The following is a 25,188-nucleotide window of genomic DNA, read 5'->3' as shown; positions in this document are numbered from 1 at the left end:
GAATAAACCAACAACGTTTCGAGAGATGGCCCATGAATGGAGTGCTGAACAGAGGTCGGGGGCGGCTGCGGGGGCCGCTGGGCGACCCATTCGCGGCGCAAGGCCGCTTCCACAGGGACCGTGCTGCCCTTGCGAAGCGGGTTCTGCCCTGGGTCTTGCCTGTGGCGATTGCGCTGCTTTGGGGGGTGGCCAGCCGGCAAAACTGGATGAGCGAGCAGATTCTGCCGGCGCCAGCGTTGGTGTGGCAGAGCGCGGTGGAGTTTGGCTCCGGCGAGCTGTGGGGGCACCTGTGGATAAGCTTGCAGCGGTTGTTCTGGGGGCTGGCGGCGGGCATTTCCAGCGGCTTGCTGCTGGGGGTGTGGCTGGGCGCTTCGCGGCAGGCGCAGACGCTGGTGCTGCCAACCTTCGTGGCGCTGGCACAGATTCCAACCTTGGCCTGGATTCCGTTGTTCATGCTGTTCTTCGGCATCGGCGAGTTGCTGAAGCTGGTAGTACTGGTGAAAGCCGTAGTGGTCCCCGTCACCTTGCATACGCTGGTCGGGGTGCGCGATGCCCAGCCCAAATTGCGTGAAGCCGCTGCGGCACTGCGCTTACCGCGCCATCTGCTGCTTTTGCGCCTGCTGCTTCCCGCTGCCCTGCCGGCTTTTCTGACTGGCGTGCGCCTGGCCTTGGCCACTGGCTGGACCTCGCTGCTGGCGGTCGAGCTGCTGGCTTCCAGCGAAGGCATCGGGTACCTGATGGTGTGGGGTCGGCAACTGTTCATGCTCGACCTGGTCCTGCTGTGCATCCTGGTGATCGGCCTGGTCGGCGCGGTGCTGGAACGCACCTTCTCTGCGGTTGAAAAACGCCTGCTCTATTGGCCGCAAGCGGCCACCGGCGAACAGCAGCGTGGCCCGGTACCGCGGGGCTGGCAAAGCCTGCTGCTGCCGCTGGCGCTGTTGGCACTGTGGCAGGTCTGCAACAGCTTTGGCTGGGTCGACGGCAACATTCTGACCTCGCCACTCGACGTGCTGCGCACCCTGCTGGTCGGCCTGGCCGATGGTTCGTTGCCGCAAGCCTTGCTACTGAGCCTGCAACGCACCCTGAGCGGCCTGCTCCTGGGCGGCGGCGCGGGCCTGCTGGCCGGTTTGCTGCTGGGGCTGTCCAGCAATGCCGAGCGCCTGTTCGGCCCAAGCCTGACAGCACTGCGCCAAGTGGCGCTGTTCGCCTGGGTGCCGCTGCTCACCGCCTGGTTCGGCCTGGGTGAAGGGGCCAAGCTGGTGTTCGTCGGCATGGCTGCGTTCTTCCCGCTGCTGATCGCCACCCAGCGCGGTATTGCCGGCCTGTCGCCACAACTGGGCGAGGCTGCCCGCACCCTGCGCCTGAACCTGTGGCAGCGCCTGCGCCTGCTCGTGCTGCCCGGCGCAGCCCCGGCGATTTTCGCCGGCCTGCGCCTGTCGCTGATCTACGCCTGGCTGGGCACCATCGGTGCCGAATACTTCATGCCCTCGGACGGCGGCATCGCCAGCCTGATGATCGGTGCGCAACAACTGTTCCGCATGGACCAGGTGATGGCCGCCATGCTGCTGATCGGCCTGGTCGGCGCCCTGCTCGGCACCCTTGGACAACGCCTCGAATCGCGCGCCACGCGCTGGAGAACCGCATGAACGCCTTCAACACTTCGCACCTGCACGCGGCCAACCAGCCCGACGCCACCCCGCCCCTGGTCAGTTTCGAGGGGGTTGGCAAAGTGTTCAGCGTCGATGGCCAACCGCTCGAGGCCATCCGCGACTTCAACCTGTCGATCAACCAAGGCGAGTTCATTGCCATCGTGGGTGCTTCCGGCTGTGGCAAGTCCACCTTGCTGCGCCTGCTGGTGGGGCTGGATACCGACTACAGCGGCAGCATCCGCGTCGACGGCCGTACGGTCAGCGGTATTGGTGGTGAGCGCGGCATCGTGTTCCAGGAGCACCGCCTGTTCCCCTGGCTGAACGTGGAGCAGAACATTGCCCTGGGCCTGGTCAATGAAGCGCTCACCCAAGGCGAGCGCGCCCGGCGGGTGCATGAGTTCGTGCAACTGGTGGGGCTGGTCGGCTTTGAATCGGCCTACCCGCACCAACTGTCCGGCGGCATGGCCCAGCGCGTGGCAATTGCCCGTGGCCTGGTCGCCAGCCCGCGCATCCTGTTGCTCGACGAGCCATTCGGCGCGCTGGATGCACTGACCCGCCAGCAATTGCAGGACGAACTGCTGGCCATACGTGAACGGGCCGGCATTACTACCCTGCTGGTGACCCACGACGCCGAAGAAGCCACCTACCTGGCCGACCGGGTGGTGGTACTGGAGCCGCGCCCGGGGCGGATCAAGGCGGTGGTGGACATCGACCTGCCGCACCCGCGCTTGCGCACCGGCGTGGCCCTGCACGGCCTGCGCGAAAAGGTGCTGCATCAGATCACCGGCGATGGCGGCTACCTGCCACCCCCGGTGCGACGGGTCGAGGGGCTGCGGCCGGAGCTGATTGCATTGTGAACGTCGTATTCTGTGGGAGCGGGTTCACCCGCGAACGTTCCAGCGCGGTGGATGGCACCGGCTTTGCCGGTGTTCGCGGCTAAAGCCGCTCCCACAGTGTGGACCGCGTCAGCTTTTGGATTTTGTACAAGGCAGCCGGCCCCAGAGGTTTACATGCTCCAGCAAGGGATCAGCTTAACTGGCTACCAAGTTCACGCAGGTAAGCCCAAGGGTAGATCCCGCGCTCATGTCCATCGCTGAACACCAGCTGCACGCCATACCCTTGCGACTCGATTTGCACCACGCGCACATCGTCGCGTACCAGGCTGATCCCACCTGACAGCCGCGCCGCACGGCATTGTGAACAAGGGCAAGCACCGCGCAAACGGGTATGGCTGAGGCTGTGCTCACCGTCTTCCCATAGCAGCACCAATTGCCCTGGCCCGCGCAGGTTGCGGATGGCTTGCGGGGCGTTCATCAGGACACCCCGCGCAGTTGAGCCAGGGCAATCCGCACCGCCTTGCGCACCTCGGGGTCGCTGTCGGCCTCGGCAGCCTGCAGCACCGGCAAGGCACGCGCTTGGCCCAGCTCGCCCAGCGCCAGCGCCGCCTCTTTGCGCAGGTTGGCAATGCCATGGCCAAGCAGCGCGCCAAGCGTGTCCAGTGCAAGGGCATAGCGCAGCCGACCCAGTGAACGGGCTGCCCGCAAGCGTACCTGCCAAAATTCATCGGCAAGGGCGCCCACCAGCGCCGGGCCCGCTGCTTCCTGACCGACTTTGCCTAAGGTGGTGGCGGCTTCTTCGCGCACTTGCCAGGCCTGGTCAGTCAATGCCGCCACCAACGCAGGCAACACCGCGCTGTCCCGGGCAAGGCCCAACGCGCCGATGGCCGCACGGCGCACCTCGGTGTCCGGCTCGGCCTGGGCGAGCGCTGCCAGCGCCTGCAGCGCCGGCTGGTGCTTGAGCCAGCCAAGAATGCCCACAGCCTCACGCCGCACGGCGGCGTCATCATCGGCCAGCGCCAGCAGCGCAGGTTCGGCAGCATCTTCCAGGCGCAGCTCGCGCAAGGCCCGTAGGGCACTGGCGCGGACAAACGCATCGGCGTGTTTGACCCATGGCAGTATCAAATGGCCGGCTTCAAGGCTCTTGAGTTCGCTGAGGCTCTGCGCAGCTGCCAACCGTACCGGCTCGGTGGCATCGGCTAGCGCAGCGCACAGGGCTTGCACAACTTCGGGTTCTTCCCAGGCCTCAAGCAGGCGTGCGGCCTCGGCACGCACCTCATCGGCGGTATCTACCAGCAGGGCATCGGTGAGCCAAGGCAGACCATCCGGGTCTTCCAGGTCGGCCAGCTCGATCAGGGCGATGCGGCGCACGCCAGCGTCGCTGGCATCAAGGCGAGACAACAGGGCAAGGATGTCGGCGTTGTCGGTCGTTCGGTCAGTCATAGCGCGATCCGTAGCGGTGGGTGGTCAGTGTCCGGCAGGCCCAGCGGGGTGAGGCGCGGCAGTTCGCGGCCTTCCTCGTGGCGGAGCAACGCCAGGCAGTGACGCTTGAGGTGAGTGAATTCAGGGCTGGTCAGCAGGCTGGCGCGGCGGGGTCGCGCAAAGTCCAGGCGCAGGTCCTCGATAAAGCGACCGGGGCGCGGGCTCATCACCAGGATGCGGTCGGCGAGGAACAGTGCTTCGTCGATATCGTGGGTGACGAACACCACGGTGGTGCGGATGCTGGCCCAGATATCCAGCAACAGCTCCTGCATGCGTGCACGGGTTTGCGCATCCAGGGCGCCGAAAGGTTCGTCCATCAGCAATAGCCGTGGGCGGTTGATCAGCACCCGGGCAATTTCGGCACGTTGTTGCATACCGCCGGACAGCTGGTTGGGCCAGCGCCCGGCAAAGTCGGCCAACCCCACCAGTTGCAGCATTTCGCACGCTTGCCGGTGACGTTCGGCGCGGCCCAGGCCTTGCATTTTCAAGCCGAAGGCCACGTTGTCGAGCACGCTACGCCAGGGCAGCAAGGTGTGGTGCTGGAACACCATGCCACGTTGCGGTGACGGCCCGGCAACGGGCTGACCGTCCACGTTCAGCTGGCCGCTGCTGGGCACCAGGTGCCCGGCCAGGGCGCCGAGCAACGTCGACTTGCCACAACCGGAAGGGCCGAGGATGCAGACGAACTCGCCAGGCTCCACGGCAAAGTCCAGGCGCTGCACGGCCTCGAATGCTTCGCTGCCGTGCCCCAGGCGAATCGACAGGCCACGACCATCGATACGTCCCGGCGCCTGTTGATAACTGTTCATCAACTGGCCCTCCGCGTGCGGTACCACGGCGTGGCCAGCGCCCCCAAGCGCTTGACCAAGGCGCTGCTGCCCATGCCCAGCACGCCGATCAGCAGCATGCCGACGATGATGTGCGGATAGTTTTGCAACGTGTAGGACTCCCAGGTGTAGTAGCCGATGCCGAACTGCCCGGAAATCATCTCGGCGGTGACCAGGCAGAACCATGACGTTCCCATGCCGATGGCCAGGCCGGTGACGATGCTCGGCAACGCCCCAGGCAATACCACTTCACGCAGGATCGCCCAGCGCCCGGCACCGAGGCTGCGCGCCGATGCCACCAGGCGCGGGTCGACAGCCTCGACGCCATGCACCGTGTTCAGCAGGATGGGGAACAACGCGCCGGTGAAGGTGATGAACACCATCGACAGTTCCGACGACGGGAACATCAGGATCGCCAGCGGGATCCACGCCACCGCCGGAATCGGCCGCAGCACTTCCAGCGGCGGTAGCAGGGTGTCTTCAGCCCATTTCGAGCGACCGATCAGCAACCCCAGGGCCACGCCGACCAGCGCCGCAGTTGCATAACCGGCAAACACCCGCGACAGGCTGCTGCCCAGGTGCGCCAGCAGGGTGCTGGAGGTCAGCAACTGCCAGGCAGCGTCCAGCACCGCCTTGGGTGTGGGGACATAGGTGAAGGTCAGCAGACCCAGGTCCAGTTTCACGTTTGCCGCCACCTGCCAGAACAGCAGGCAGGCCAGCAACGACGCCAGGCGCACCGGCCAGCGCTTGAGGTTGCGGGTCATGTCGATGCCTCCCGGTCAGCGCTGGGCGACCAGCTTCTGGTTGGCGCTGACGAAGTCCAGCGCCTCACCACCATGGGCCTTGGCATACTGCTCAGCCTGGTCCTTGAGCAGGAACGCCGCCAGTTCGCCTTTGGCGTTGCGCACGAACCAGGCCTGATTGGCCAGCAACTTGATCCCGCTGTCGGCGGCCTGGGCGTAGATGGCGCGGATGTCCTTGCCCTCCTGCTCCAACTGGGCCAGGGCACCAAGGGCCGCTTCCGGCGAAGCGTAGTGGCGGACCTTGTCTTCACCGCGCACCCAGATCTGCGCCAGGCGGCTGAGGTCGGTAATGGGTTTGCCGGTCAGCGCGTCATTGGCCTTGAGTGGCAGCGGGTCGTAGTCTTTCAGCGCCTTGTCGTAGTCCAGGCCAGCCTCTTTGAAGGCGGCACGGATGTACTGGTCGTCGATGAACTTGTCGGTGTCCAGGCCACGGTCGGTCTTTTTCAGCAACTTGAGCGTATCGATGGACGTAGCCACTGCCTGGCGGTACTCAGGCTTCCAGGTCAGGTCGCGCGTCTGCAGGCCGAGCGGGCCGTGGAAAAGGTAATTGACCTCGGCTTCGATACCCGTGACCTTCTCGATCAACTCGCTGTACTTCTCAGGCTGCGCCGCGATCAGGCGGTCGGCTTCAAGGCTGGCGCGCAGGTAGGCGGTGATCACTTCCGGGTACTGCTTCGCGTAGTCGGCATCGACCAAGGCACCATGGAAAGTCGGTGCGTTGGCCTGGGCGCCATCGTAGATCTTGCGGGCGAAGCCGCGGTTGGGGAACAGCTCGGCGAACGGTACGAAGTCGGCGTGGGCTTCGATGCGGTTGCTGCGCAGGGCGGAACCGGCGATTTCCGGCGCCTGGGCAATGATGCGCACATCCTTCTGCGGGTCCCAGCCCTGAGCGGCGACGGCGCGCAACAGCATGCCGTGGGCGGTGGAGGCGAACGGCACGGAAATGGTCTTGCCCTTGAGCTCAGCCAGCGACTGCACGCTGGATGCGGCAGGCACGACGATGCCGTTGCCGCTGCCATGCACGCTGCCCGACAGCACACTGATGAACAGGCTGCGCTTGCCGGCATCCAGGTGGGCAACGCCGTTGAACGACCCAGGGAAGTCGGCCATGGCACCGAAGTCGAGTTTACCGGCGACCATTTCGTTGGTCAGCGGCGCACCGCTGGTGAAGTTCTTCCACTCGACCTGGTAGGTGGCGTCCTTGTATTTGCCGTCGTGCGGCAGGTACTTGTCCAGCAGGCCCAACTCACGGATCAGCAGGCCGCCAGTGGCGCAGTTGATGGTGGTGTCCTGGGTGCCGATGGCGATGCGGATGGTTTCGGCACTGGCATTCAGGCCAGTGAGCGCCAGCGCGAGGCCGGCCACGGTTGCAACAAGGCGCATGGGTGTTTCCCCTCGAATCGTTATAAGAGTTGGCGTCGTCTCCGCCGCCCGGCTTGGGTGGTGGGAAACGAGGGGCACAGCAGGAGGGCGTCCGGTGGTTCGCCGGATGGCAGGATGGGTCAGCGCAGCAGGTACGGGATGTCGACCTTCACCGCACCGGTGGGGCAGTCCTTCTCGCAGGGCATGCAGTACCAGCATTCGTCGAAGGCCATGTAGGCTTTTTGCGTGGCCGGGTTGATCGCGAGCAGGTCCATGGGGCAGACCTCGACGCACACGGTGCAGCCTTTTTCGGCGATGCATTTGTCTTCGTCGATGGTGACCGGGGCGCTGCTGCGGAAGAAGATTTCTTGCGGCTGATAGGCCATTTCACGGAGTCCTTGGGGCCTTCATTGGCTCCCTTCTATCTATAGGCTTGCACGTTTTCCTGTAGGAGCGGGTTTACCCGCGAAGAATCCAACACGGTGGATGGCACCGGCTTCGCCGGTGTTCGCGGCGGTTCGACGCCTCGATAAACCCGCTCCCACAAGGTGAGGTGTCGCTTAGGCGGCATCGGCCTTCACCCGCAACCGGTCATAAGCGGTCTGCTCTTGTGCATCCAGGGCGATCAGGTAGGGTTCGACGGCCTTTTTAAAGCTGGTCATTTCACCGTTCTCGCCCTTTTTCAGGTGGCAATGGCAGAACCACTCGCTATCGTTGCGCTCAGGAAAGTCCACCCGGTGGTGGTACAGCCCCCAGCGGCTTTCCTCGCGGAACAGCGAGGCCCGCGCCGCCATCTCGGCGCAATCGCGAATCACCGACACTTCCATCGCACGCATCAGTTCATGAGGGTTGCTGGCCTTCATCTGCTCCAGATCACGCTCGATCTCGGCAAAGCGCGCCAGGCCGATTTCCATCTTCTTGGTCACCTTCGGCGGCTGCAGGTAGTCGTTGACCATGCGCCGGAGCTTGTACTCGACCTGGGCTGGCGGCAGACCATGCTCACGCTGCAGCGGGGCAAACACCCGCGCGCGCTCGCGTTCGACCTGCTCGGCATCGACCTCGGCGAGCTCGCGCCCGGCCACGTAATACGCGGCGTTCACACCGGCAAACCAGCCATAGGTAAAGGCGCCGAGCATGTAGTTGTGCGGCACCGCAGCCATATCGCCTGCGGCGTACAGCCCTTTGACGCTGGTCTCGGCCTTTTCATTGACCCATACCCCCGATGCCGAATGCCCGGAGCAGAAACCGATCTCGGAGATATGCATTTCGACCATGTGCTGGCGGTAGTCGGTGCCACGCCCGGCGTGGAACTGGCCACGGCTGGGGCGCTCGTTGCTGTGCAGGATCTCTTCGATGTTCTGGATGGTTTCCTCGGCCAGGTGGTCCAGTTTGAGAAACACGGGGCCATTGCCGCCTTCGAGCTCCTGGTGGAACTCCCACATCATCTGGCCGCTCCAGTAGTCGCACTCGATGAAGCGCTCGCCCTTGCTGTTGGCGGTGTACCCACCCAGCGGGCCGGTCACATAGGCACAGGCCGGGCCGTTGTAGTCCTTGATCAGCGGGTTGATCTGGAAGCACTCAAGGTTGGCCAGCTCGGCGCCTGCGTGGTAGGCCATGGCATAGCCGTCACCGGCATTGGTCGGGTTCTCATAGGTGCCCATCAAGTAACCCGACGACGGCAGGCCCAGGCGCCCGGCGGCGCCGCAGGCAAGGATCACCGCCTTGGCCCGCACCACACGAAACTCGCCGCTGCGGCAGTCAAAGCCCAGCACACCCGCGGCGGCGCCTTCGCCATCGAGCAGCACACGGGTGCAGACCATACGGTTGCTGATCTCGACCCGGGCACGCTTGAGCTGCCGGTACAACACCTTCTTGATGTCGTGGCCTTCGGGCATGGGCAGCACGTAGGCGCCCATGTGGTGAACCTTCTTCACCGCGTAGTCGCCAGTTTCGTCCTTCTCGAACTTCACGCCCCAGCGGTCGAGTTGCTCGATGGTTTCAAAGCTGTGGGTTGCATAGGCATGCACGGTGGCCTGGTTGACGATGCCGTCATTGGCCACGGTGATTTCCTTGGTGTACTGCTCAGGGGTGGCGTGGCCGGGGATGATGGCGTTGTTCAAGCCGTCCATACCCATACTGATGGCACCACTGCGCTTGACATTGGCCTTGTCCAGCAGCAGCACGCGCAGGCTTTTGTCTTGCTCCTTGGCCTTGATCGCCGCCATCGGCCCGGCCGTGCCGCCCCCGATGATGATGATGTCGTAGTCCTGGGTCTGGATGCTCATGCTTTGCCCCCTTTCTGGCGATCAATGCGCAGGCGGTACTGGAAGGCATCGCCGCGGTAGTAAAGGTGTTCGAAGTCCAGCGGCGTGCCGTCGGCAGCATGGGTCAGGCGCTCGATGCGCATGATCGGCGAGCCTTCTTCAACATCCAGGGCCTGAGTCAGGTCGCTATCGGCCAGCACCGCATCGATGGCCAGGTCGGCGTGGCCAAGGGCAATGCCGCAGTCGTTTTCCAGCAGCAGGAAGATGTCGCGGGTGACCAGGTCGGCCTTCTCCAGTTTTTCGCCGACGGCCTTGGGCAACCAGGTCAGCTCCAGTGACACCGGTTCGCGGTTGATCAGGCGCACCCGGCGGATCTCGGTGACCAGGCTGCCCTCCTCGACCTGAAGCCGGGCGGCAACCAATGCGTTGGCCGGCACATGGCGGAGGCTGCGCAGGCGGTTGATCACTTCGTAGCCCATCTGCGTCATCGACTCGCCCAGGCCCTGCAAGGTACTGACGTTCTGGAACGCCTTGGGCTTGGCGACGAACGTGCCTTTGCCGTGGATCTTGAAGATCAGCCCTTCCTTCTGCAGGTCCCCCAGCGCTTGGCGCACGGTGATGCGGCTGACGTCGAAGGCCTTGCCCAGTTCGCTTTCCGAGGGCATGCGGCTGTGCGGTGGATAAGTACCGTCGAGGATGCGCTCGCGCAGCAGTTCCTTGAGCTGGGTGTAGAGCGGTACCGGGGACAGGGGGAGCAGTTCGGCCATGGGGTCTCTTCGCTGATCGATGACTTGTTATAACAAGTTGTGACCAGAGGATAGAGGGCATAAGAAGGGGGTGTGAAATATTGATATTGCATATGGATAGATGGATTTGCGCAGGGCAGTCGCCCGCAGAAGAGGAAAAAGGCCACAGATCAAGGCGATGGACGTCAACGACACAGATGGGTATCATGCGTGCGCGTTGCACTCGTAGCTCAGCTGGATAGAGTACTGCCCTCCGAAGGCAGGGGTCGTGGGTTCGAATCCCGCCGAGTGCGCCATATCAAAAAAAGCCCTGGGAGATCTCCCGGGGCTTTTTCGTTTATTCCGCCTGTACGTCTATCACTGGGCCGACCCGCCGGTCGCCGTGCAACGCCATGTACCTGGCCAGTTCGCCCAGACGCTTGTCCAGTGCCTGCAGCAGCCTGTCGCGAGTACCGTTCACTTCGTTGGCGTTGAAAATGCCGGGCTCTTTCAGGTACAGCTGAAACTGCTGGTTGATCTGCCTGGGCGACAGGGTCACGTAGTTCTCCCTGGCGTTGTGGTTGTACAGCGCCACCATCTGCCCCATGTCCTGGTTGGCGTTGCGCACAAACGCCATGCTCACATACTGCCCAGGGCGCACGCGCACACCGTTGTTGTTCAGCTGGAAACACGCCTCTTTGCCATTCTCCAGGCGCACCCAGAACTCGTGCTCCTGCACATTATGCGCAGTGACCTGCATGGACGATGAACTGCTACCGGTATGGCCGGTGCCCTTCCACATGTGGCCACCGGTGGTGCGGTGCGAATGGTAGGCGTCCAGGTGCGTCTGGTTGCGTTTTTCGCTTTCCAGCACTTCGCCATTGCGCACGAAAAACATCAGCTGCCGCTCAAAATGGTTGAACGGTTCCTCGACGAAGTTGATGTCTTCCGGTGTGAGGGTGATGTCATACATGGTGCGGATCATCTCCGCCCGCGCAGCTTTGTCGCGCTTGGCCTGCTCTTGCAACTGGGTACGACGCTGCTTGGCGTCGTCAATCGCTTTCAGCGCCTGGGCCTTGAGCAAGGGCGTTTTCTCTTGCGCGTAGCCTGCGGCCTTGTCGCTGGCTTCCTTGATGATGGGCGCGGCTTTCTGCCCTGCCTCCACGGCCAGGTCGCGGGCCTTTTCCAGCGCCTGCGCGGCCTTGGCGGCCAGCTCCGGGTTGGCATCATAGGCCTTCTTCTTCAGGTCATCCCAAAGGCTCATGCTCTTCGTGCTCCATTCGTCGATGATGAGTTTGCCGATGCCGTTGATCGGATCAGCGGAGTGTAACCGGATAAATCCTCCTTTGACGTCAAAAACCCACCCTTGTGAATTGACGAAAAAAGCACTTTGCCATTAGTGTTGCTCGGTTTTTCGGTATTGAATAATGGATACCGAACGGATTCGGCTAATAGACTAGGTAGGTCTACAAGGATGCGCGGAGTACTACTACGCAGCGGCAGAAGTGAGCACTTCACCGCATTGGGCGAGACCGGTCAGCCCGTCTATCGCGCTGCTTTGCAGATTCGCGAAGCGATTCGCCGCAAGTATCCGGAGCACCCGGAACTGATCGAGCACCTGGCCATCCCGCAAAGCGATGAGCTGGGCAGCACCCTCGACTGGTACAGCGACCGCCCGGGCGATGTGATCCCCTGGAGCAGCGCCACCGAGGAAGAGCGTGCGCCCGCGCGGGTTCAGCTTGAAGTGCTGCAGAGCAAGATCAACGCCCTGAGCAACACCTTGCTCGGCCTGGACGCCAATGGCCAACCTTCGGCCACTGCCCGCAAGGCTGCCGAGGGCGACAACGCCGTGTTCGGCAAACTGCTGACCTGTGTGGTGCCCTTCCCTGACGAAAACTTTGTCTACCTGGTCGATGGCCGTCCGGTACTGACCTTCTGGGGTTTCATTCATGCCGGCGCCGAGCGCAGCCGCCAGCCCCTGCATTGCCTGTACCCGCGCACCGCGCCTGTCGCCGAGCCGCTGGCCGCACCGCTGGCACCGCCTGCCGCCCCCATTGCGCCGGCAGCAGCGGCAGCGCCAGCCGCGGCCGTCGCACACCTGCCGTGGTGGCGCAACTGGCGCTGGCTGCTGCCCTTGCTGATGCTGTTGGCGCTGCTGCTCCTGCTGCTGTTCGGGCTGCGCGGCTGCATCCCTGGGGTCAACCTCTCCGGCCCGGGCATCCCGGACCTTGGCCGCGATACCTCGGTGCCAGGCAATAACCAAGCCCGAGTGCCAACAGGATCGCTGAACATGGACGGCACTGCGAACGGCACAACCGGTGGCGTTACCACGGACATGACGTCGGGTACCGAAAGCCCGGTTAACCTGCCGGACGGCCCAGCCGATGCCGGCGGCGGCGCGCCGCAAGGTGATAACCCGGCGCCGACGGACAATGCCAACCCTTCTGCGCAAGGCGAGCCAGAAACACCGCCAGCGCCGCAGCTGCCTGAGCAAGCATCTGACACTCCACCGCCCGGTAGCACAGAGGCCGCGACGCCAGAGAACACGCCGCCTGCACCACCACAGCTGCCCGAAGACCAAGCGCAAGCCAGCAGCCAGCCGCCACAACCGAGTGACTTGAGCATTCCGCCAGATGCGGCCGATGGCAACGCTGACTTCCTCAACGGCAAATGGGCGGGTGCAGGCATTCAGGAAGCCGGCACTGGCAAGCCAGTGCGCCTGAAGTACGACTTCCAGAATGGCAAGGGCCAGGCCACGGTCACCCGCCCGGACAATGTCAGTTGCCAGGCACCGGTTGCCGCCGCCATGCAAGGCGGCAAGTTGTCGATCAACAGTTCCGGCCAGGCCACTTGTGCCGACGGCAGCAGCTATGACCTGCCGCAAGTAGGTTGCGCGCCCAACGCCAGCGGCGTAGCCAATTGCGATGCCAACTACGGCGCCAAAGGCTTCAACATCCAAATGAAAAAAGCCGGCTAATCACACGAGAAACGCAGAAGATGTTGCCCGAAATCACCCAGTTCGAAGAAACGGTCACGCTGGTCAGCGATACCGGAATTCAATTCATGGATTTCGCCCTGCGTCTCGGCCCAGACGGCGAGCAGACTGGCAAATTCGTCCAGCTCAATAACGGCATGGTGCCAACGCGCCTGCTGTGGTCCAAGGAATACAAGGACTTCTACGAGCCCGAGCCAGACAAAGTGGTGCAGGTGGAGTTCGACACCAGCGAAGAAAGCCACTTCCGCCTGCCGATGGAAGACAGCCTGAAGCTGCTTGACGGGGTCTGGTTGCCCATCCCGTTCCTGCGCTTCACGCCGCCCTATCGCTTTGACGAAGGCCCGAACAACTGGGCGCGCATGCGTTTGGTCAAGCTCGCCGAGCCCGACCTCGACGGCAACACCCACCGCCTTACTCTCGGCTTCGACAGCCGCACCATGCCGCTGGTGACCGGCGCACCGTACCTGGCCCCCAACGAAGACGACGTGCGCTCCGGCGTGGCGTTCAAGCTGGCCTGCAGTGCCCGCGAGTACGGCTGGTTCCTGACCCACACCTGGATCCGTGACTGGCTGACCGAGGTGTACACCGAGGCCCGCGCCGAATGGACGCGCGAACGCCTGGACCGTGACCTGCAGGGCAACCGCCACCTTGGCCACTACCTGAACCTGCTGAGCCTGTTGCGCCGCCCGGTGCCGGCCGAGCAGAGCAACGAAAAACCCAAGGTAGAGATCCCGGAAATCAAGGTGATCGCCAACGAGGCCAATGGCATCGTCAAGCCGATCCCGGTGGACCTGGTACTCGACGTAGGCAACTCGCGCACCTGCGGCATCCTCATCGAGGACCATGGCCAGGCCGGTTCGGGCATGCGCCACAACTACGTGCTGGCGCTGCGCGACCTAAGCGAGCCGGAAAAGGTCTACAACCAGGCCTTCGAGAGCCGTGTCGAGTTTACCCATGCGGCCTTCGGCAAAGACCACCTGTCGATCAAGAGCGGCCGGCACAATGCCTTCCAGTGGCCGACCATCGCCCGTGTCGGCGGTGAAGCCGGCCGCCTGGCCAGCCGCAACCGCGGCACCGAAGGCTCGACCGGCCTGTCCAGCCCCAAACGCTACCTGTGGGATGAAAAAGCCTACGGCCATGGCTGGCGCTTCAACACCGCCTACGTCAAGACCGACAAGGAGCCCATGGCCGTTGCCGCGCCCTTTGCCAACCTGATCAACGACCGTGGCCAACCGCTGTACCTCAAGCCTTACGACATGCCGGTGTTCAACCCGCGTTATTCGCGCAGCAGCCTGATGACCTTCATGCTGGCCGAAGTCGTGACCCAGGCGCTGAGCCAGATCAACAGCCCGGCCCAGCGTTCGCGCCAAGGCCATGCGCGGGTGCCGCGCCAGCTCAACAGCATTACTCTGACCGTGCCGCCAGGCATGCCGCAGGCCGAACGTAGCTTGCTCAGCAACCGCCTGTACGAAGCCATCGGCCTGGTCTGGAAGAGCCTGGGCTGGCACCAGGACGAGAGCAACCCGTTCAAGGGCAAGGACGTCAAGACCCGTACCCCGTTCCCCAGCGTGCGCGTGGAGTGGGACGAAGCCAGCTGTGGCCAGTTGGTTTACCTGTACAACGAGGTCAACGAGAACTTTGCCGGCCACCCGGAAGAATTCTTCGTCGCCCTGGCGCGCCCGGACAAACAGGAACACGAACAGATCACCCTGGCGACCATCGACATCGGCGGTGGCACCACCGACCTGGTGATCACCGATTACCGCCTGGACCGCGGCGCGGGTGGCGGTGCCGGCGCCAACGTGCACATCGTGCCGACCCAACGCTTCCGTGACGGTTTCAAGATTGCCGGTGATGACATCCTGCTGGACATGATCCAGGAATTCATCCTGCCGTCCTTCGCCCATGCCCTGCGCGCGGCCGGCGTGCCGGCACCCGATGCGCTGATGTCGCGCCTGTGCGGCAATGGCGATGCCACCGCCCAGGAACGCCTGCTGCGCCAGCAATTGAACCTGCAAGTGTTCGTACCGCTGGGCCTGGCCCTGCTCAAGGCCTATGAGCAGTTCGACCCGGCACAACCGCAAGCTGCCGTGGAGCAAACCTGGCAGCAGGTATTGGGCGAAGCGCAGATCAACGACAGCGTGCTGGCGTTCGTCAATGCTGCCGTGCGCCGCGAAGTCGGCCGCGACGGCGCCCTGGACCTGCTGCAGACACCCATCGTGTTCGACCTCGAGCGGGTCCACGCCGCCTTCATGGGTGGCCAGATCAACATCACCAAAGTGCTCGGTGAGTTGTGCGAGGTGGTGTTCAACTACCCCTGCGACATGCTCCTGCTGACGGGCCGCCCCTCGCGCCTGCCCGGCATCCAGGCGTTCATTCGCCAGCGCCTGCCGCTGCCGCCAGGGCGCATCCTGCCGATGCAGAACTACCGCACCGGCGGTTGGTACCCGTTCCACCGCAATGGCCTGATCGACGACCCGAAAAGCACCGCCTCGGTGGGTGCGATGATCTGCCTGCTGTGCTCCAAGCACAGCGTGCCGAACTTCTACTTCCGCACGGCCGCGCTCAAGCCGTACTCGGTCATCAAGCACTTCGGCCAGATCGACAATGCCGGCACCATCAAGCGCGCCGACGTGCTCTACCACGACCTCAAGTCCGACAAGGGGCTGATCGAGCTGCCGATCGTCGGCGAAGGTGAGGAACGCGGCACGCCGTGGCTGGAAATGCGCGGCGACATGCACCTGGGCTACCGCCAACTGGCCGCTGAACGCTGGTCGGCGTCACCGCTGTACACCTTGCGTTTCACCCCCTCGGGTAGCGCAGCGTTTTCCCGCGCGGTGGGCAAGAACGGCGAAGCACCGGTGCTGCGCATTCGCCTGGAAATCGAGCAGTTCGACCAGGAAGAGCGCGACCAGGGGCTGATCAGCGACAAGCTGATCATCCAGAAGCTGGAATCGAACATCCAGGATGCCGACTTCGATTTCGACCGGGATCTTGAACTCTCACTCAACACCATGCCGACCATGAGCTTGAGTGACAGCGACTATTGGCTCGACAGCGGGAACGTCAAAGGAAAATGAGCGACCTTACGCCAAAGCAACAGCAGTTGATGGGTGCCTGGGGCGCCATTCACAAAGGCGCCGGTGAGGCCCTGGACTGGATCGAGCAGGTGCGTGGCAATGCCGCCAGCGTCGAGGCCGAGGCCGATGGCCTCAACCTGCGCCTGCGCCAGGCCCGCAACCGTGCCAAGGACCTGCAGCGTGCCGCCTCCACACCCATGGTAATCGGCTTTTTCGGCCTGTCCCAGGCGGGCAAGTCGTACCTGATTTCGGCATTGGCCGCTGACCGCAGCGGTCGCCTGGAAACCGATTTCGGCGGCCGCACGCTGGATTTCATCGAGCATGTGAACCCAACCGGCCTGGGTAAGGAAGCCACCGGCCTGGTCACCCGCTTCAGCCGACGCGCCAAGCCCAGCCCGGATGCCAATCACCCGGTCGAGCTGAAGCTGTTCAGCGAAATCGAAGTGGCAAAGATCCTGTCCAATGCCTGGTTCGAGGATTTCGACCAGGAAAAGCTGGATTACAGCTACACCGACGAACGTATCCAGGCGCTGCTGGCCGGCTTCGAGGGCCGCGAGCAGGAAGGCCTGCAACCGGGCGTCAATGGCGATGACGTAGTTGCCCTGTGGGACTACCTCAAAGGCAACTACGAAAAGTCGGTGCGCAAGCTCAACGAGCTTTACTGGCCACGGGTGATCAAGCTGGCACCACGCCTGAACCCGCGTCAGCGCGCCAAGCTGTTTTCGGTCCTGTGGGGTGAACAGGACGCGCTCACTGAAATTTATGAACTGCTGGTCGGCGGCCTGCAGAAGCTGGGTTTCCCCGACACCGTCTACGCCCCGTTGAGCGTACTGGTGAAGGAAGAGAACGGCGGCTACACCCAGGCCAACAGCATCATGAACGTCGATATTCTCGGCCGCCTGGGCACTGGCCGCGACCTGCCGGTGAACGTACTGCCGCTGCAGGGTGACAAGGTGCAGGGCAGCGTTTCTCTGTCGGTCGCGCAACTGGCGGCACTGACCGCCGAGATGACCTTCCGCCTGACCAACAGCCCCAAGGACCCGGTCGTAGAGGAAGTCGACCTGCTCGATTTCCCTGGTTACCGTACTCGCCAGAAGCTGCTGCGTATCGAAGATGCCGCAAGCCCCGACGTGGTCGAAGAGGTCAACCCAGCCGCCAGCCTGATCCTGCGTGGCAAGGTCGCCTACCTGTTCGAGCGCTATACCGACGCCCAGCAAATGAACGGCCTGGTGCTGTGCACCAGCTCGTTCAAGCAAAGCGAGGTGGTCAGCGTTGGCCCGGTACTGACCCGCTGGATCCACAAGACCCAGGGCGCCACGCCCAAGGAGCGCAGCCAGCGCACGCCCGGGCTGATCTGGGCGCTGACCATGCTCGACGGTTTCATCGGCAACACGCTCGGCCTGAGCGAAGGGCAGCTGCCCGAAGGCTGCGAGAACATGATGAAGCTCACCATGATCGAGCGCTTCGGCAGCCAGGAGTGGATGAAAGACTGGTCCGGTGTACCGTTCAATAACACCTACCTGGTGCGCAAGCCGCGCCTGGATACCGCGTTCATCGAGCGCGACACCGGCAACGGCGAAGAAACCTGCCTGAACGAGCGCCACGAACCGCGTCTTGCACAGTTGCAACAGTGCTTTGCGCAAAGCCAGTCGGTACAGCGGCACATCAAGAACCCGGCTGACGCCTGGGCCGCGATGCTCGAACTCAATGATGGCGGTATCAGCCGCTTCAGTGGCAGCTTCCAGGGCATCAGCAACATCGACTTCAAGCTCACCCGTATCGAAGAACAGCTGGAACAGTGCCGCACCGACCTGCTGGAACACGGCCTGAACACCTGGCGCGAAGAAGACTTCGAACAGCTGCTGAACAAGAAGCGGGAAAAGACCCAGTACCTGCTGGACAACCTGGGTGCCGACCCGGATGCGATCAGTGAGTTGATCCATGCCTTGCAGGTACCGGTCGAGCAGCTGCGCGACCTTTACCTGGGCGGCGTGTACGACATCGACGGCATTGACGGCGATGCTGCCGAAGAACCCGAACAAGCCGCCAAAGCCCCGGCCAACAAGGCCCCGGCCATCAGCTTCGGCAACCTGTTCGCCAATAACCCTGCCGCAGCACCCGCCCCGGCTGCCAAGCCGCTGGCCAAACGCCTTACTTCCGAACAGCGTTTTGTTCGCGCGGCGTTGAAGGCGTGGATCAAGCATATGCGCGACCTGGGCACGCAACCCGCGCGCCTGAGCAGCCTGCGCATCAGCCGTGAAGTGGTCGAAGCCCTGGTCGAAGAACTGGTCAGTGCAGTGCGCCGCCCGCTGTTCATCGAGCAACTGGACACCGCGGTCATGCGCCGGGTGCTCAACGGTATGCGCCGCGACCAGATGGTCCAGCGCCAGGTGCTGACGGTGCAACTGGCCATGCGCGACTTCCTGTCCTGGTTCGGCTTGCTGGAGAAGCCCGCCGCTGAACGCCCGAACAGCCTGCTGGGTTCGCGCGAGCCGGTGTTCGGCTTCTACCAGAGCGTGCCCCAGGGCGAGCTGCCGGTGCTGCCGGAGCAACCCCCGCACCAAGAACAACGCTTCTTGGTCGACTGGCTGTCGGGCCTCGCCTGGCTGACCCAGGAAAACGCCAAGAGCGGCGCCGACCCGGAAATCACCACCGAGCAGCGACGCCAGTTGGCGGTGCTGCTGAACACCTTTCAAGCGAGTTGATTGCAATGGGTATCAGAGTTGATGTGCTGCCACTGGAAGTGAACACGCCGGGCCAGGGCCTGCTGCGGATCACCGGCTGGGAGGGCCCCAGCGAAGGGCTGCAATGCTCCCTGCAAAGCAGCCAGTCCCATGAGTTCCTGCATGAAGGTGGGCACTGGGGCAACGTCGCCCACTGGTTCCGCCTGGATAACCTGGTTGCCGTTGCCGGCGCCCCGGCCATCGAAACGCGGATCGGCCCCAACCTGATCAACCCTTTGCTGCAGGCCAGCGGCACCGCCACGTTCCGCATCGAGGTCAGCAACCCGCAAACCGGGCGCAGCGACCTGGGCATGGTGCGCATCAACAGCGCCATCATCGCCTCTGTCGAGTCCGGGCCGGCGCTGGAGCAGTCTCCGCCACCGGCGCCGTTGGCCAGCGCATCGGTGGTTATCGAGACGCCAGTGGCAAGCACGCCTGAGCCTGCCCCGGCAGCGGTTGCAGAGCCCGCGCCAGCCGCTCAGCCGGCGCCAGCTGCTGCGGCACCGACCGTGGCAAACAAGCCAGGCAACAAGTGGCTGCTGCCGCTGTTGATCCTGATTTTGCTGGCAGTCGCGGCCGGCGGCGGTTGGTGGTGGTTCAACCGCGGCGCAGCCGAAGCGCCGGTACCCGTGCCGCCTGAAGACAAGCCTGTAACCCAGACCGAAGCGGCCAAACCCTGCTCGCTGGAAAGCATGAAAAGCCAGACCTCCCTGGCGTTCCTGCAGTCGTGCATCCAGAGCAAGCCGGACAGCGCCGCACTGCTTGACGTGATCAGCCTGGCCAAGGCCAACGACCAGTGCGACGTAGCCCAGCGCCTGTATGCCAACCGCGCCAATGCCGGTGACATCCAGATCGCCACGGCCTACGCCCACGAGTACGACCCCAAGTACCACCAGCCAAGCAACTGCTTCAAGGCACCGGAAGCCGCCACGGCAGCCTCGTGGTACGAGACCATCCTGGGCTTCGATGAAAACAACGCCGAAGCCAAGCAGCGCTATGAGGAGCTCAAGCCATGAAGATGCTTAGCTTTGGTGCCGCGCTGCTGGCCTTGTCCCTCAGCCCTGCCCTGCAGGCTGCCGACAAGCCGCTGCTGCAGGATGGCAAGAAAACCCTGTTCCAGCGTGTGCTGACCACCCCGGGTTGCAAGCTCAGCGACAGCGCAGGTGCCGCCCCGGGTGCCGCGCAACCCACGTTCAGCCGCTTTTATGTGTATGAGCGCGCCCAGGCCGACGCCCACGAGTGGCTGCGGGTCGGCCCCGATACCCAGGGCAAGAGCATCGGCTGGCTGCCAGCGGACTGCACCGTCGAATGGAAAATGCAGCTGACCCTGGCCTTCACCAACCCGGCCAACCGCGACCGGCTGATGTTCTTCAAGGAGCGCAACCAGCTCGAAGGCATCCTCAATGCCCCCGACCCGGTCAGCCACGTGGCGCCGCTACGCGCCAAGCTCAAGCATGGTACCGAGGCGCCAGGGGTACTGGCCGAAGAGCCGGAGTACTTCGTCGACCTGCAAAAGAACTTCTACCTGCTGCCAGTGCTCAGCGGCGAAGAAGTGATGACCGAAGAAGGTTTCCGCACCCGCATCCTCAACGTGGCTTCGGTCAGCAAGGCCGACAGCGCCGCAGCGACAGCAGCAGCGCCTGCGCCCGGCCAGGCCGCTGCCAACCAGCAATTGAAGGCGTTCAGTGCGGCGGTGGTGTTCGTCATCGACTCGACCATCTCGATGGACCCGTACATCGACCGCACCCGTGAAGCGATCAAGCGCGTGTATGCGCAGATCGAAAAGGAAAACCTCGGCAAACAGGTCAAGTTCGGCCTGGTCGCCTACCGTTCCAGCACCAAGGCCGTGCCGGGCCTGGAGTACGTCAGCAAGATGTACGCTGACCCCAATACGGTGAAGGACGGTGCCGACTTCATGGCCAAGGTTGCCGACCTCAAGCAGGCCAAGGTTTCCAGCAGCGAGTTCAACGAAGATGCCTACGCCGGCGTGATGTCGGCCGTCGACCAGATCGACTGGAGCCAGTTCGGCGCACGTTATGTGGTGCTGATCACCGATGCCGGTGCCATCGACGGTGGCGACAAACTGTCCAGCACCGGCCTTGGCGCCGAGCAGGTCAAGATCGAAGCCAGCAACCCGGGCGTCGCCCTGTATACCCTGCACCTGAAAACCCCGAGCGGCGCAAAGAACCACAGCAGTGCCGAGGCGCAGTACCGCACGCTGTCGAACTACCCGGGTACCAACACCTCGCTGTACTACCCGGTAAATGCCGGCGACGTGGAGGCCTTTGGCCGCAAGGTCGACGGCCTGGCTGCGGCCATCACCCAACAAGTGCAGGCGGCCTACATGGGCGAAGCGGCCATTGGCAGCGCCACTAACGCCAAGGCCGCCCCCGCCGAGCAGAAAATGCTCGAGGATGCCGCGCTGATTGGCCACGCCATGCAGCTGGCCTACCTGGGCAAAGCCAATGGCACCCAGGCGCCGCCCGTGTTCCAGGCCTGGATCAGCGACCGCGACCTGATCAAGCAGAACGTGCCGACCACCGATGTGCGCGTGCTGTTGACCAAGGCCCAGCTCAGCGACCTGAGCGATGTGCTCAAGCAAATCCTCGATGCGGCCAACGAAGGCATGATTTCGCCAGACGAAATGTTCACCCGCCTGCGTTCGGTTGCAGCGACCATGGGCGCCGACCCGAACCAACTGAAGCAGGGCTCGACCACGCGCGTGGCCGACCTCGGCGTATTGGGCGAATACCTGCAAGACCTGCCCTACCAGAGCGAAGTGTTGAACCTGGACGAAGAAACCTGGAAAGGCTGGGACGGCCTGGCCCAGGAGAAATTCATCCGCAGCCTGAGCACCAAACTTCGCCATTACCAGCGCTACAACGCTGACGTCGACCGCTGGGTCGCCCTGGCCCCGGGCAGTGACAGCCGTGACAACGTCTACCCGGTGCCACTGGAAATGATGCCCTGACCCCACATGCTCGATATCAAGGGACTACGGGTTGTTCGAGGCGAAGGATCGCAGGCTCACCGGATACGGCTGGACGCGCTGTGCCTGCAGGCCGGCGAGATTCGCGCCATTACCGGCGAAAGCGGCTGCGGCAAGAGCACACTGCTGGAAGCCATCGCCCTGCTGCTCAAGCCTGAGCAACTGACGCACTACCGGCTTGGCCCGCAAGGCCTGGACGTGGCCAGCCTGCTGGCCACCGACCAGCAACCGGCACTGGCGGCATTGCGCTCGCGCGAGCTGGGCTTCGTGTTGCAGAACGGCGGCTTGCTGCCGTTCCTCAGTGTGCGCGACAACATCCTGCTGCCGCGCCGCCTGCTCGGCCTTGCACCTGCCAGCGCGGCGGTGGACAAGGCCGTCGACGCATTGCGCCTGGCACCGTTGCTGGGCAAGTTGCCCCACGCCCTGTCCATTGGCGAGCGCCAGCGGGTGGCTTGCGTGCGCGCCATCGCCCACGAGCCAAAGGTGTTGCTGGCCGACGAGCCAACCGCCGCACTGGACCCACACAACGCCGAGCGGCTGTTCGAGCTGCTGCTGAACCTGGTGGCCGAGCTGGGGCTCAGCGCCTTGGTGGTGTCACACGACTGGGCGCTGGTCGAGCGCTTCGGCCTGCCGCGGCTGGCCGCCATCAACGGTGAAGGGGAAACACGCTTTGAACCCGTGGCATAAACGCCTGGCGCTGCTGGTCAGGTTGTCCCTGGCCGACCTCTGGCACGACCGTAACGTGTCCCTTTGCATGGCGGCCTCGCTGGTCGCCGTCATCGCCCCGCTGCTGTTGCTGTTCGGCCTTAAGCACGGGGTGGTCAGCCAGTTGCAGCAGGAACTGCTCAGCGACCCGCGCAATCTCGAAGTCAAGATGCTCAGCAGCGGCCACTTTGACCAAGCCTGGTTGCAGCGCCTGCAGGCACGCCCTGATGTGGGCTTCGCCGTTGGCCAGACCCGCTCGCTGAATACCCAGGCCGACCTGCTCGGGGCCCATGGCCGCTTTGCCGACAATGTCGAAGTCATTCCTACCTGGGCCGGCGACCCGTTGCTGGCGACCGACCTGAGTGAACTGGCGCACGATCAGCTGATCCTCAGCGAACGGGCCGCCGAGCGCCTTGATGCCAAGGTCGGTGACCGCCTGCGCCTGCGCGTTGCCAGGCGCCTGAACGAAGTCAACGAGCGCGGCGAGCGCACCCTGCAGGTACGCGCCATCGTCAGTGCTGTGCGCTTCGCCCGGCCGGCAGCCTTCGTCAGCCCCGAGCTGCTGATGGAGCTTGAGCATTACCGCGATGGCTACCGGGTCGCCAGCCTGGGGGCCAGCAGCGGCCAGGCCATGGACACCGTGAAAATCGGTTATGCCCGGGCGCGGGTCTATGCGCGGGACATCGACAGCGTGGCGCCGCTGGAACACTGGCTCAATGCGCAACGTATCGAGACCACCAGCCGCTTGGCGGAGATCGACAACGTCAAAGCGATCAACCACGTGCTGGGGCTTATTTTCGGCGTTATTGCCGGTGCCGCCCTGATCGGCTGTATCGCCTCGTTGGTAGGCGCTTTCCTGGCCAACATCGACCGCAAGCGCCGCCACCTGGCAGTGCTGCGCCTGCTTGGCTTCAGCAGTGCCGCGGTGTCCGCCTACGTGGTGCTGCAGGCGCTCGTGCTGAGCCTGGCAGGCTATCTGGGCGGGCTTGCCAGCTATTACCTGGGCAGCCTGTTGTTCGACCGGCTGCTGGTCAGCAGCCAGGCAACCGGCGCCTTCATCTGTCACATCACCGTCTGGCATGGCCTGGTCGCCCTGCTGCTGGCCTTTTTGGTCGCCGGCCTGGTCGCCCTGATCGGCGCCTTGCGTGCCATACGGATACAACCTGCGGAGAGCCTGCGTGAACTCTAAAGCCTATAGCCGCCTGCTGCTGGCGCCACTCGCTCTCGGCTTCGCGCTGCAAGCAGCAGCGGCAAGCTGGGACGAGAAATACTTCAACCCGATGCCCGAGGCCGACGACGTGGTGCTGCCCATGCCCTGCCAGGGGGCCATGGTATTTCGCAAGGTGATGATCCCGGTGGCCGGGCCGCTGGACGACTACCCGATCAATATTGGCCAGGACAGCGCCGAATGGGGCTATGTCGAGCAAACCCGGCCCGCCTTCATCGCCGGCAGCTTCACCAGCGCCAAGGGCGAGAAATCGCGCTACTACCTGCTGGCCAAATACGAGATGAGCCAGTTGCAGTACAAGGCGCTGATGGACGAAACCTGCCCGACCGCCTCCAACAAGCAACGCCTGCCGGTGGTGTCGGTTTCCTGGCTGGATGCCCTGCAGGCCGCCGATAAGTACAACCGCTGGTTGCGCGCCAATGCGCCCGACAAGCTGCCCCGCGAAGATGGCGCGCAAGGCTTCCTGCGCTTGCCGACCGAGGTGGAATGGGAGTTCGCCGCGCGCGGCGGCCTGCAAGTCAGCACGGCCGAATTCCGCGATGGCCGCTACCCCATGGCCGAAGGCCTGAATGCCTACGAGTGGTTCGCCGGCGCCCAGTCTGCCAACGGCCAGTTGCAGCTGACCGGCCTGCTCAAGCCAAACCCGTTAGGCCTGCACGACATGCTCGGCAATGCCAGCGAAATGATGTTCGATCCGTTCCGCCTGAACAAGCTCGACCGCCAGCACGGCCAGGCCGGCGGCTATGTGGTGCGCGGTGGCAACTACCTGACCAGCGAGGGTGAACTGCGCACCTCGCTGCGCCAGGAGGAACCGTATTACAACGCCGAAGGCGCCGTGGCCAAAAAGACCAACGGGCTGCGCCTGGCCATGGTTTCCCCGACCCTGACCTCACGTGATCGGGTCAAGAGCATCGAGAGAAGCTGGAATAACCTGGGCAGCGATCAGCCGGCCGCTGACAGCAAACAGAAAGGCACGGTGAAAGCGCTGGAAGAGCTGGCCTCCAACGTCGAAGACCAAGCCCTCAAGACCCAGCTGAAAACGGTCGAAGGCCAGCTGCGCGCCAGCAACCAACAGCAGCAGGAAGCCCGCGACCAGGCCATCCGCGCCAGCCTCAACCTGGGTGCCTTCCTGTGCACCAAGATGCTCGACGACGGCCAGTACCTGGACTTCCTGCAAAAGAACTACGCCAGCAACTGCAAGGCCGGTGAAGAAGACCCGACCTGTGGCGTGCGCAAGGTCAAGCTCGAAGAGCAGGAACAACGCCTGCACAAGCTCAGCCGCTATTACGCCAGCTCCCTGGTGGAGTCCGGCTCGCTGTACGGCAAAGACTTGATCGAAGCCCAGGTCCCGGTGCTGGACGGCTCGCTCAAGGCCAACAAGAACCTCAAGGAACTGTCGCCATACCTGCAAACCCACTGGGCCAACCAGGTGTCGTTCCTGAAGACCCAGAAAATTGACGCCACCGCTTGGCTGAACACCTGCAAGACCGTCACACACTGACCCAAGGACATCCAGGAGC

General features: G+C 63.8%; 19 protein-coding genes and 1 tRNA gene. 11 read left to right on the top strand and 9 right to left on the bottom strand.

Translation table 11 applies throughout. The features are described 5' to 3' along the window. Positions 1 to 32: 32 nt before the first annotated feature. Both ACIP02_RS11945 and ACIP02_RS11940 read left to right on the top strand, forming a co-directional pair. Complete coding sequence (locus ACIP02_RS11945) at positions 33 to 1,646, top strand: ABC transporter permease (protein WP_400616588.1); 1,614 nt, start codon at positions 33 to 35, stop codon at positions 1,644 to 1,646. Next, positions 1,643 to 2,506 (top strand): ABC transporter ATP-binding protein, encoded by an 864-nt coding sequence (locus ACIP02_RS11940; RefSeq protein ID WP_400616586.1) that lies wholly within the window; start codon positions 1,643 to 1,645, stop codon positions 2,504 to 2,506. The genes ACIP02_RS11945 and ACIP02_RS11940 overlap by 4 nt, the downstream gene beginning before the upstream one ends. 169 nt (positions 2,507 to 2,675) lie before the next feature. Here the strand turns inward: ACIP02_RS11940 and ACIP02_RS11935 are convergent, their stop codons facing one another. From ACIP02_RS11935 to ACIP02_RS11900, 8 genes are all read right to left on the bottom strand, one after another. Next, positions 2,676 to 2,963: a DUF971 domain-containing protein gene (locus tag ACIP02_RS11935; RefSeq protein ID WP_400616584.1), complete on the bottom strand. Its 288-nt coding sequence runs from the start codon at positions 2,961 to 2,963 to the stop codon at positions 2,676 to 2,678. Next, on the bottom strand, positions 2,963 to 3,928 hold the full coding sequence (locus ACIP02_RS11930; protein WP_400616582.1) for a HEAT repeat domain-containing protein: 966 nt from the start codon (positions 3,926 to 3,928) through the stop codon (positions 2,963 to 2,965). Before ACIP02_RS11930 ends, ACIP02_RS11935 begins: the two co-directional genes overlap by 1 nt. Next, a complete protein-coding gene (locus ACIP02_RS11925) occupies positions 3,925 to 4,776 on the bottom strand; it encodes an ABC transporter ATP-binding protein (protein ID WP_400616580.1) in 852 nt (283 codons plus the stop codon). The genes ACIP02_RS11930 and ACIP02_RS11925 overlap by 4 nt, the downstream gene beginning before the upstream one ends. Continuing rightward, positions 4,776 to 5,558 (bottom strand): ABC transporter permease, encoded by a 783-nt coding sequence (locus ACIP02_RS11920; protein WP_400616578.1) that lies wholly within the window; start codon positions 5,556 to 5,558, stop codon positions 4,776 to 4,778. The genes ACIP02_RS11925 and ACIP02_RS11920 overlap by 1 nt, the downstream gene beginning before the upstream one ends. Positions 5,559 to 5,573: 15 nt before the next feature. Then, a complete protein-coding gene (locus ACIP02_RS11915) occupies positions 5,574 to 6,980 on the bottom strand; it encodes an ABC transporter substrate-binding protein (protein ID WP_400616576.1) in 1,407 nt (468 codons plus the stop codon). 119 nt (positions 6,981 to 7,099) lie between these two features. Then, positions 7,100 to 7,345, bottom strand: coding sequence for a ferredoxin family protein (locus tag ACIP02_RS11910; RefSeq protein ID WP_008096634.1), 246 nt, complete (start codon positions 7,343 to 7,345; stop codon positions 7,100 to 7,102). Positions 7,346 to 7,519: 174 nt separating this feature from the next. After that, complete coding sequence (locus ACIP02_RS11905) at positions 7,520 to 9,244, bottom strand: fumarate reductase/succinate dehydrogenase flavoprotein subunit (RefSeq protein ID WP_400616573.1); 1,725 nt, start codon at positions 9,242 to 9,244, stop codon at positions 7,520 to 7,522. After that, positions 9,241 to 9,990, bottom strand: coding sequence for a GntR family transcriptional regulator (locus tag ACIP02_RS11900; protein ID WP_016484361.1), 750 nt, complete (start codon positions 9,988 to 9,990; stop codon positions 9,241 to 9,243). The genes ACIP02_RS11905 and ACIP02_RS11900 overlap by 4 nt, the downstream gene beginning before the upstream one ends. 198 nt (positions 9,991 to 10,188) lie before the next feature. Here ACIP02_RS11900 and ACIP02_RS11895 point away from each other — a divergent pair. Beyond that, positions 10,189 to 10,265: transfer RNA gene (locus tag ACIP02_RS11895), tRNA-Arg, on the top strand. A gap of 41 nt (positions 10,266 to 10,306) precedes the next feature. On the opposite strand, the gene ACIP02_RS11890 is transcribed toward ACIP02_RS11895, so the two are convergent. Beyond that, positions 10,307 to 11,212, bottom strand: coding sequence for a hypothetical protein (locus ACIP02_RS11890; RefSeq protein ID WP_400616571.1), 906 nt, complete (start codon positions 11,210 to 11,212; stop codon positions 10,307 to 10,309). A gap of 210 nt (positions 11,213 to 11,422) precedes the next feature. Between ACIP02_RS11890 and ACIP02_RS11885 the strand changes: the two genes are divergently transcribed. The 8 genes from ACIP02_RS11885 to ACIP02_RS11850 are packed head-to-tail and all read left to right on the top strand — an operon-like array spanning position 11,423 to position 25,169. Further along, positions 11,423 to 12,925, top strand: a complete 1,503-nt coding sequence (locus ACIP02_RS11885; RefSeq protein WP_400616569.1) for an SrfA family protein — start codon at positions 11,423 to 11,425, stop codon at positions 12,923 to 12,925. A gap of 20 nt (positions 12,926 to 12,945) precedes the next feature. After that, on the top strand, positions 12,946 to 16,023 hold the full coding sequence (locus ACIP02_RS11880) for a virulence factor SrfB (RefSeq protein WP_400616567.1): 3,078 nt from the start codon (positions 12,946 to 12,948) through the stop codon (positions 16,021 to 16,023). Further along, complete coding sequence (locus ACIP02_RS11875; protein ID WP_400616564.1) at positions 16,020 to 18,728, top strand: putative virulence factor; 2,709 nt, start codon at positions 16,020 to 16,022, stop codon at positions 18,726 to 18,728. The genes ACIP02_RS11880 and ACIP02_RS11875 overlap by 4 nt, the downstream gene beginning before the upstream one ends. Before the next feature lie 5 nt (positions 18,729 to 18,733). Beyond that, a complete protein-coding gene (locus ACIP02_RS11870; RefSeq protein ID WP_400616562.1) occupies positions 18,734 to 19,762 on the top strand; it encodes a hypothetical protein in 1,029 nt (342 codons plus the stop codon). Continuing rightward, complete coding sequence (locus ACIP02_RS11865; RefSeq protein WP_400616560.1) at positions 19,759 to 21,717, top strand: vWA domain-containing protein; 1,959 nt, start codon at positions 19,759 to 19,761, stop codon at positions 21,715 to 21,717. The genes ACIP02_RS11870 and ACIP02_RS11865 overlap by 4 nt, the downstream gene beginning before the upstream one ends. 6 nt (positions 21,718 to 21,723) lie before the next feature. Next, entirely contained in the window at positions 21,724 to 22,422 is a 699-nt protein-coding gene (locus tag ACIP02_RS11860) for an ABC transporter ATP-binding protein (protein WP_400616558.1), read from the top strand. After that, entirely contained in the window at positions 22,406 to 23,629 is a 1,224-nt protein-coding gene (locus ACIP02_RS11855; RefSeq protein ID WP_400616556.1) for an ABC transporter permease, read from the top strand. Before ACIP02_RS11860 ends, ACIP02_RS11855 begins: the two co-directional genes overlap by 17 nt. After that, positions 23,619 to 25,169, top strand: coding sequence for a formylglycine-generating enzyme family protein (locus ACIP02_RS11850; RefSeq protein WP_400616554.1), 1,551 nt, complete (start codon positions 23,619 to 23,621; stop codon positions 25,167 to 25,169). Before ACIP02_RS11855 ends, ACIP02_RS11850 begins: the two co-directional genes overlap by 11 nt. Positions 25,170 to 25,188: the final 19 nt, after the last annotated feature.

It is taken from the genome of Pseudomonas sp. NPDC089408, assembly GCF_044749445.1.
Classification (GTDB): Bacteria; Pseudomonadota; Gammaproteobacteria; order Pseudomonadales; family Pseudomonadaceae; genus Aquipseudomonas.
This window is presented reverse-complemented; position numbering and strand designations above follow the sequence as displayed.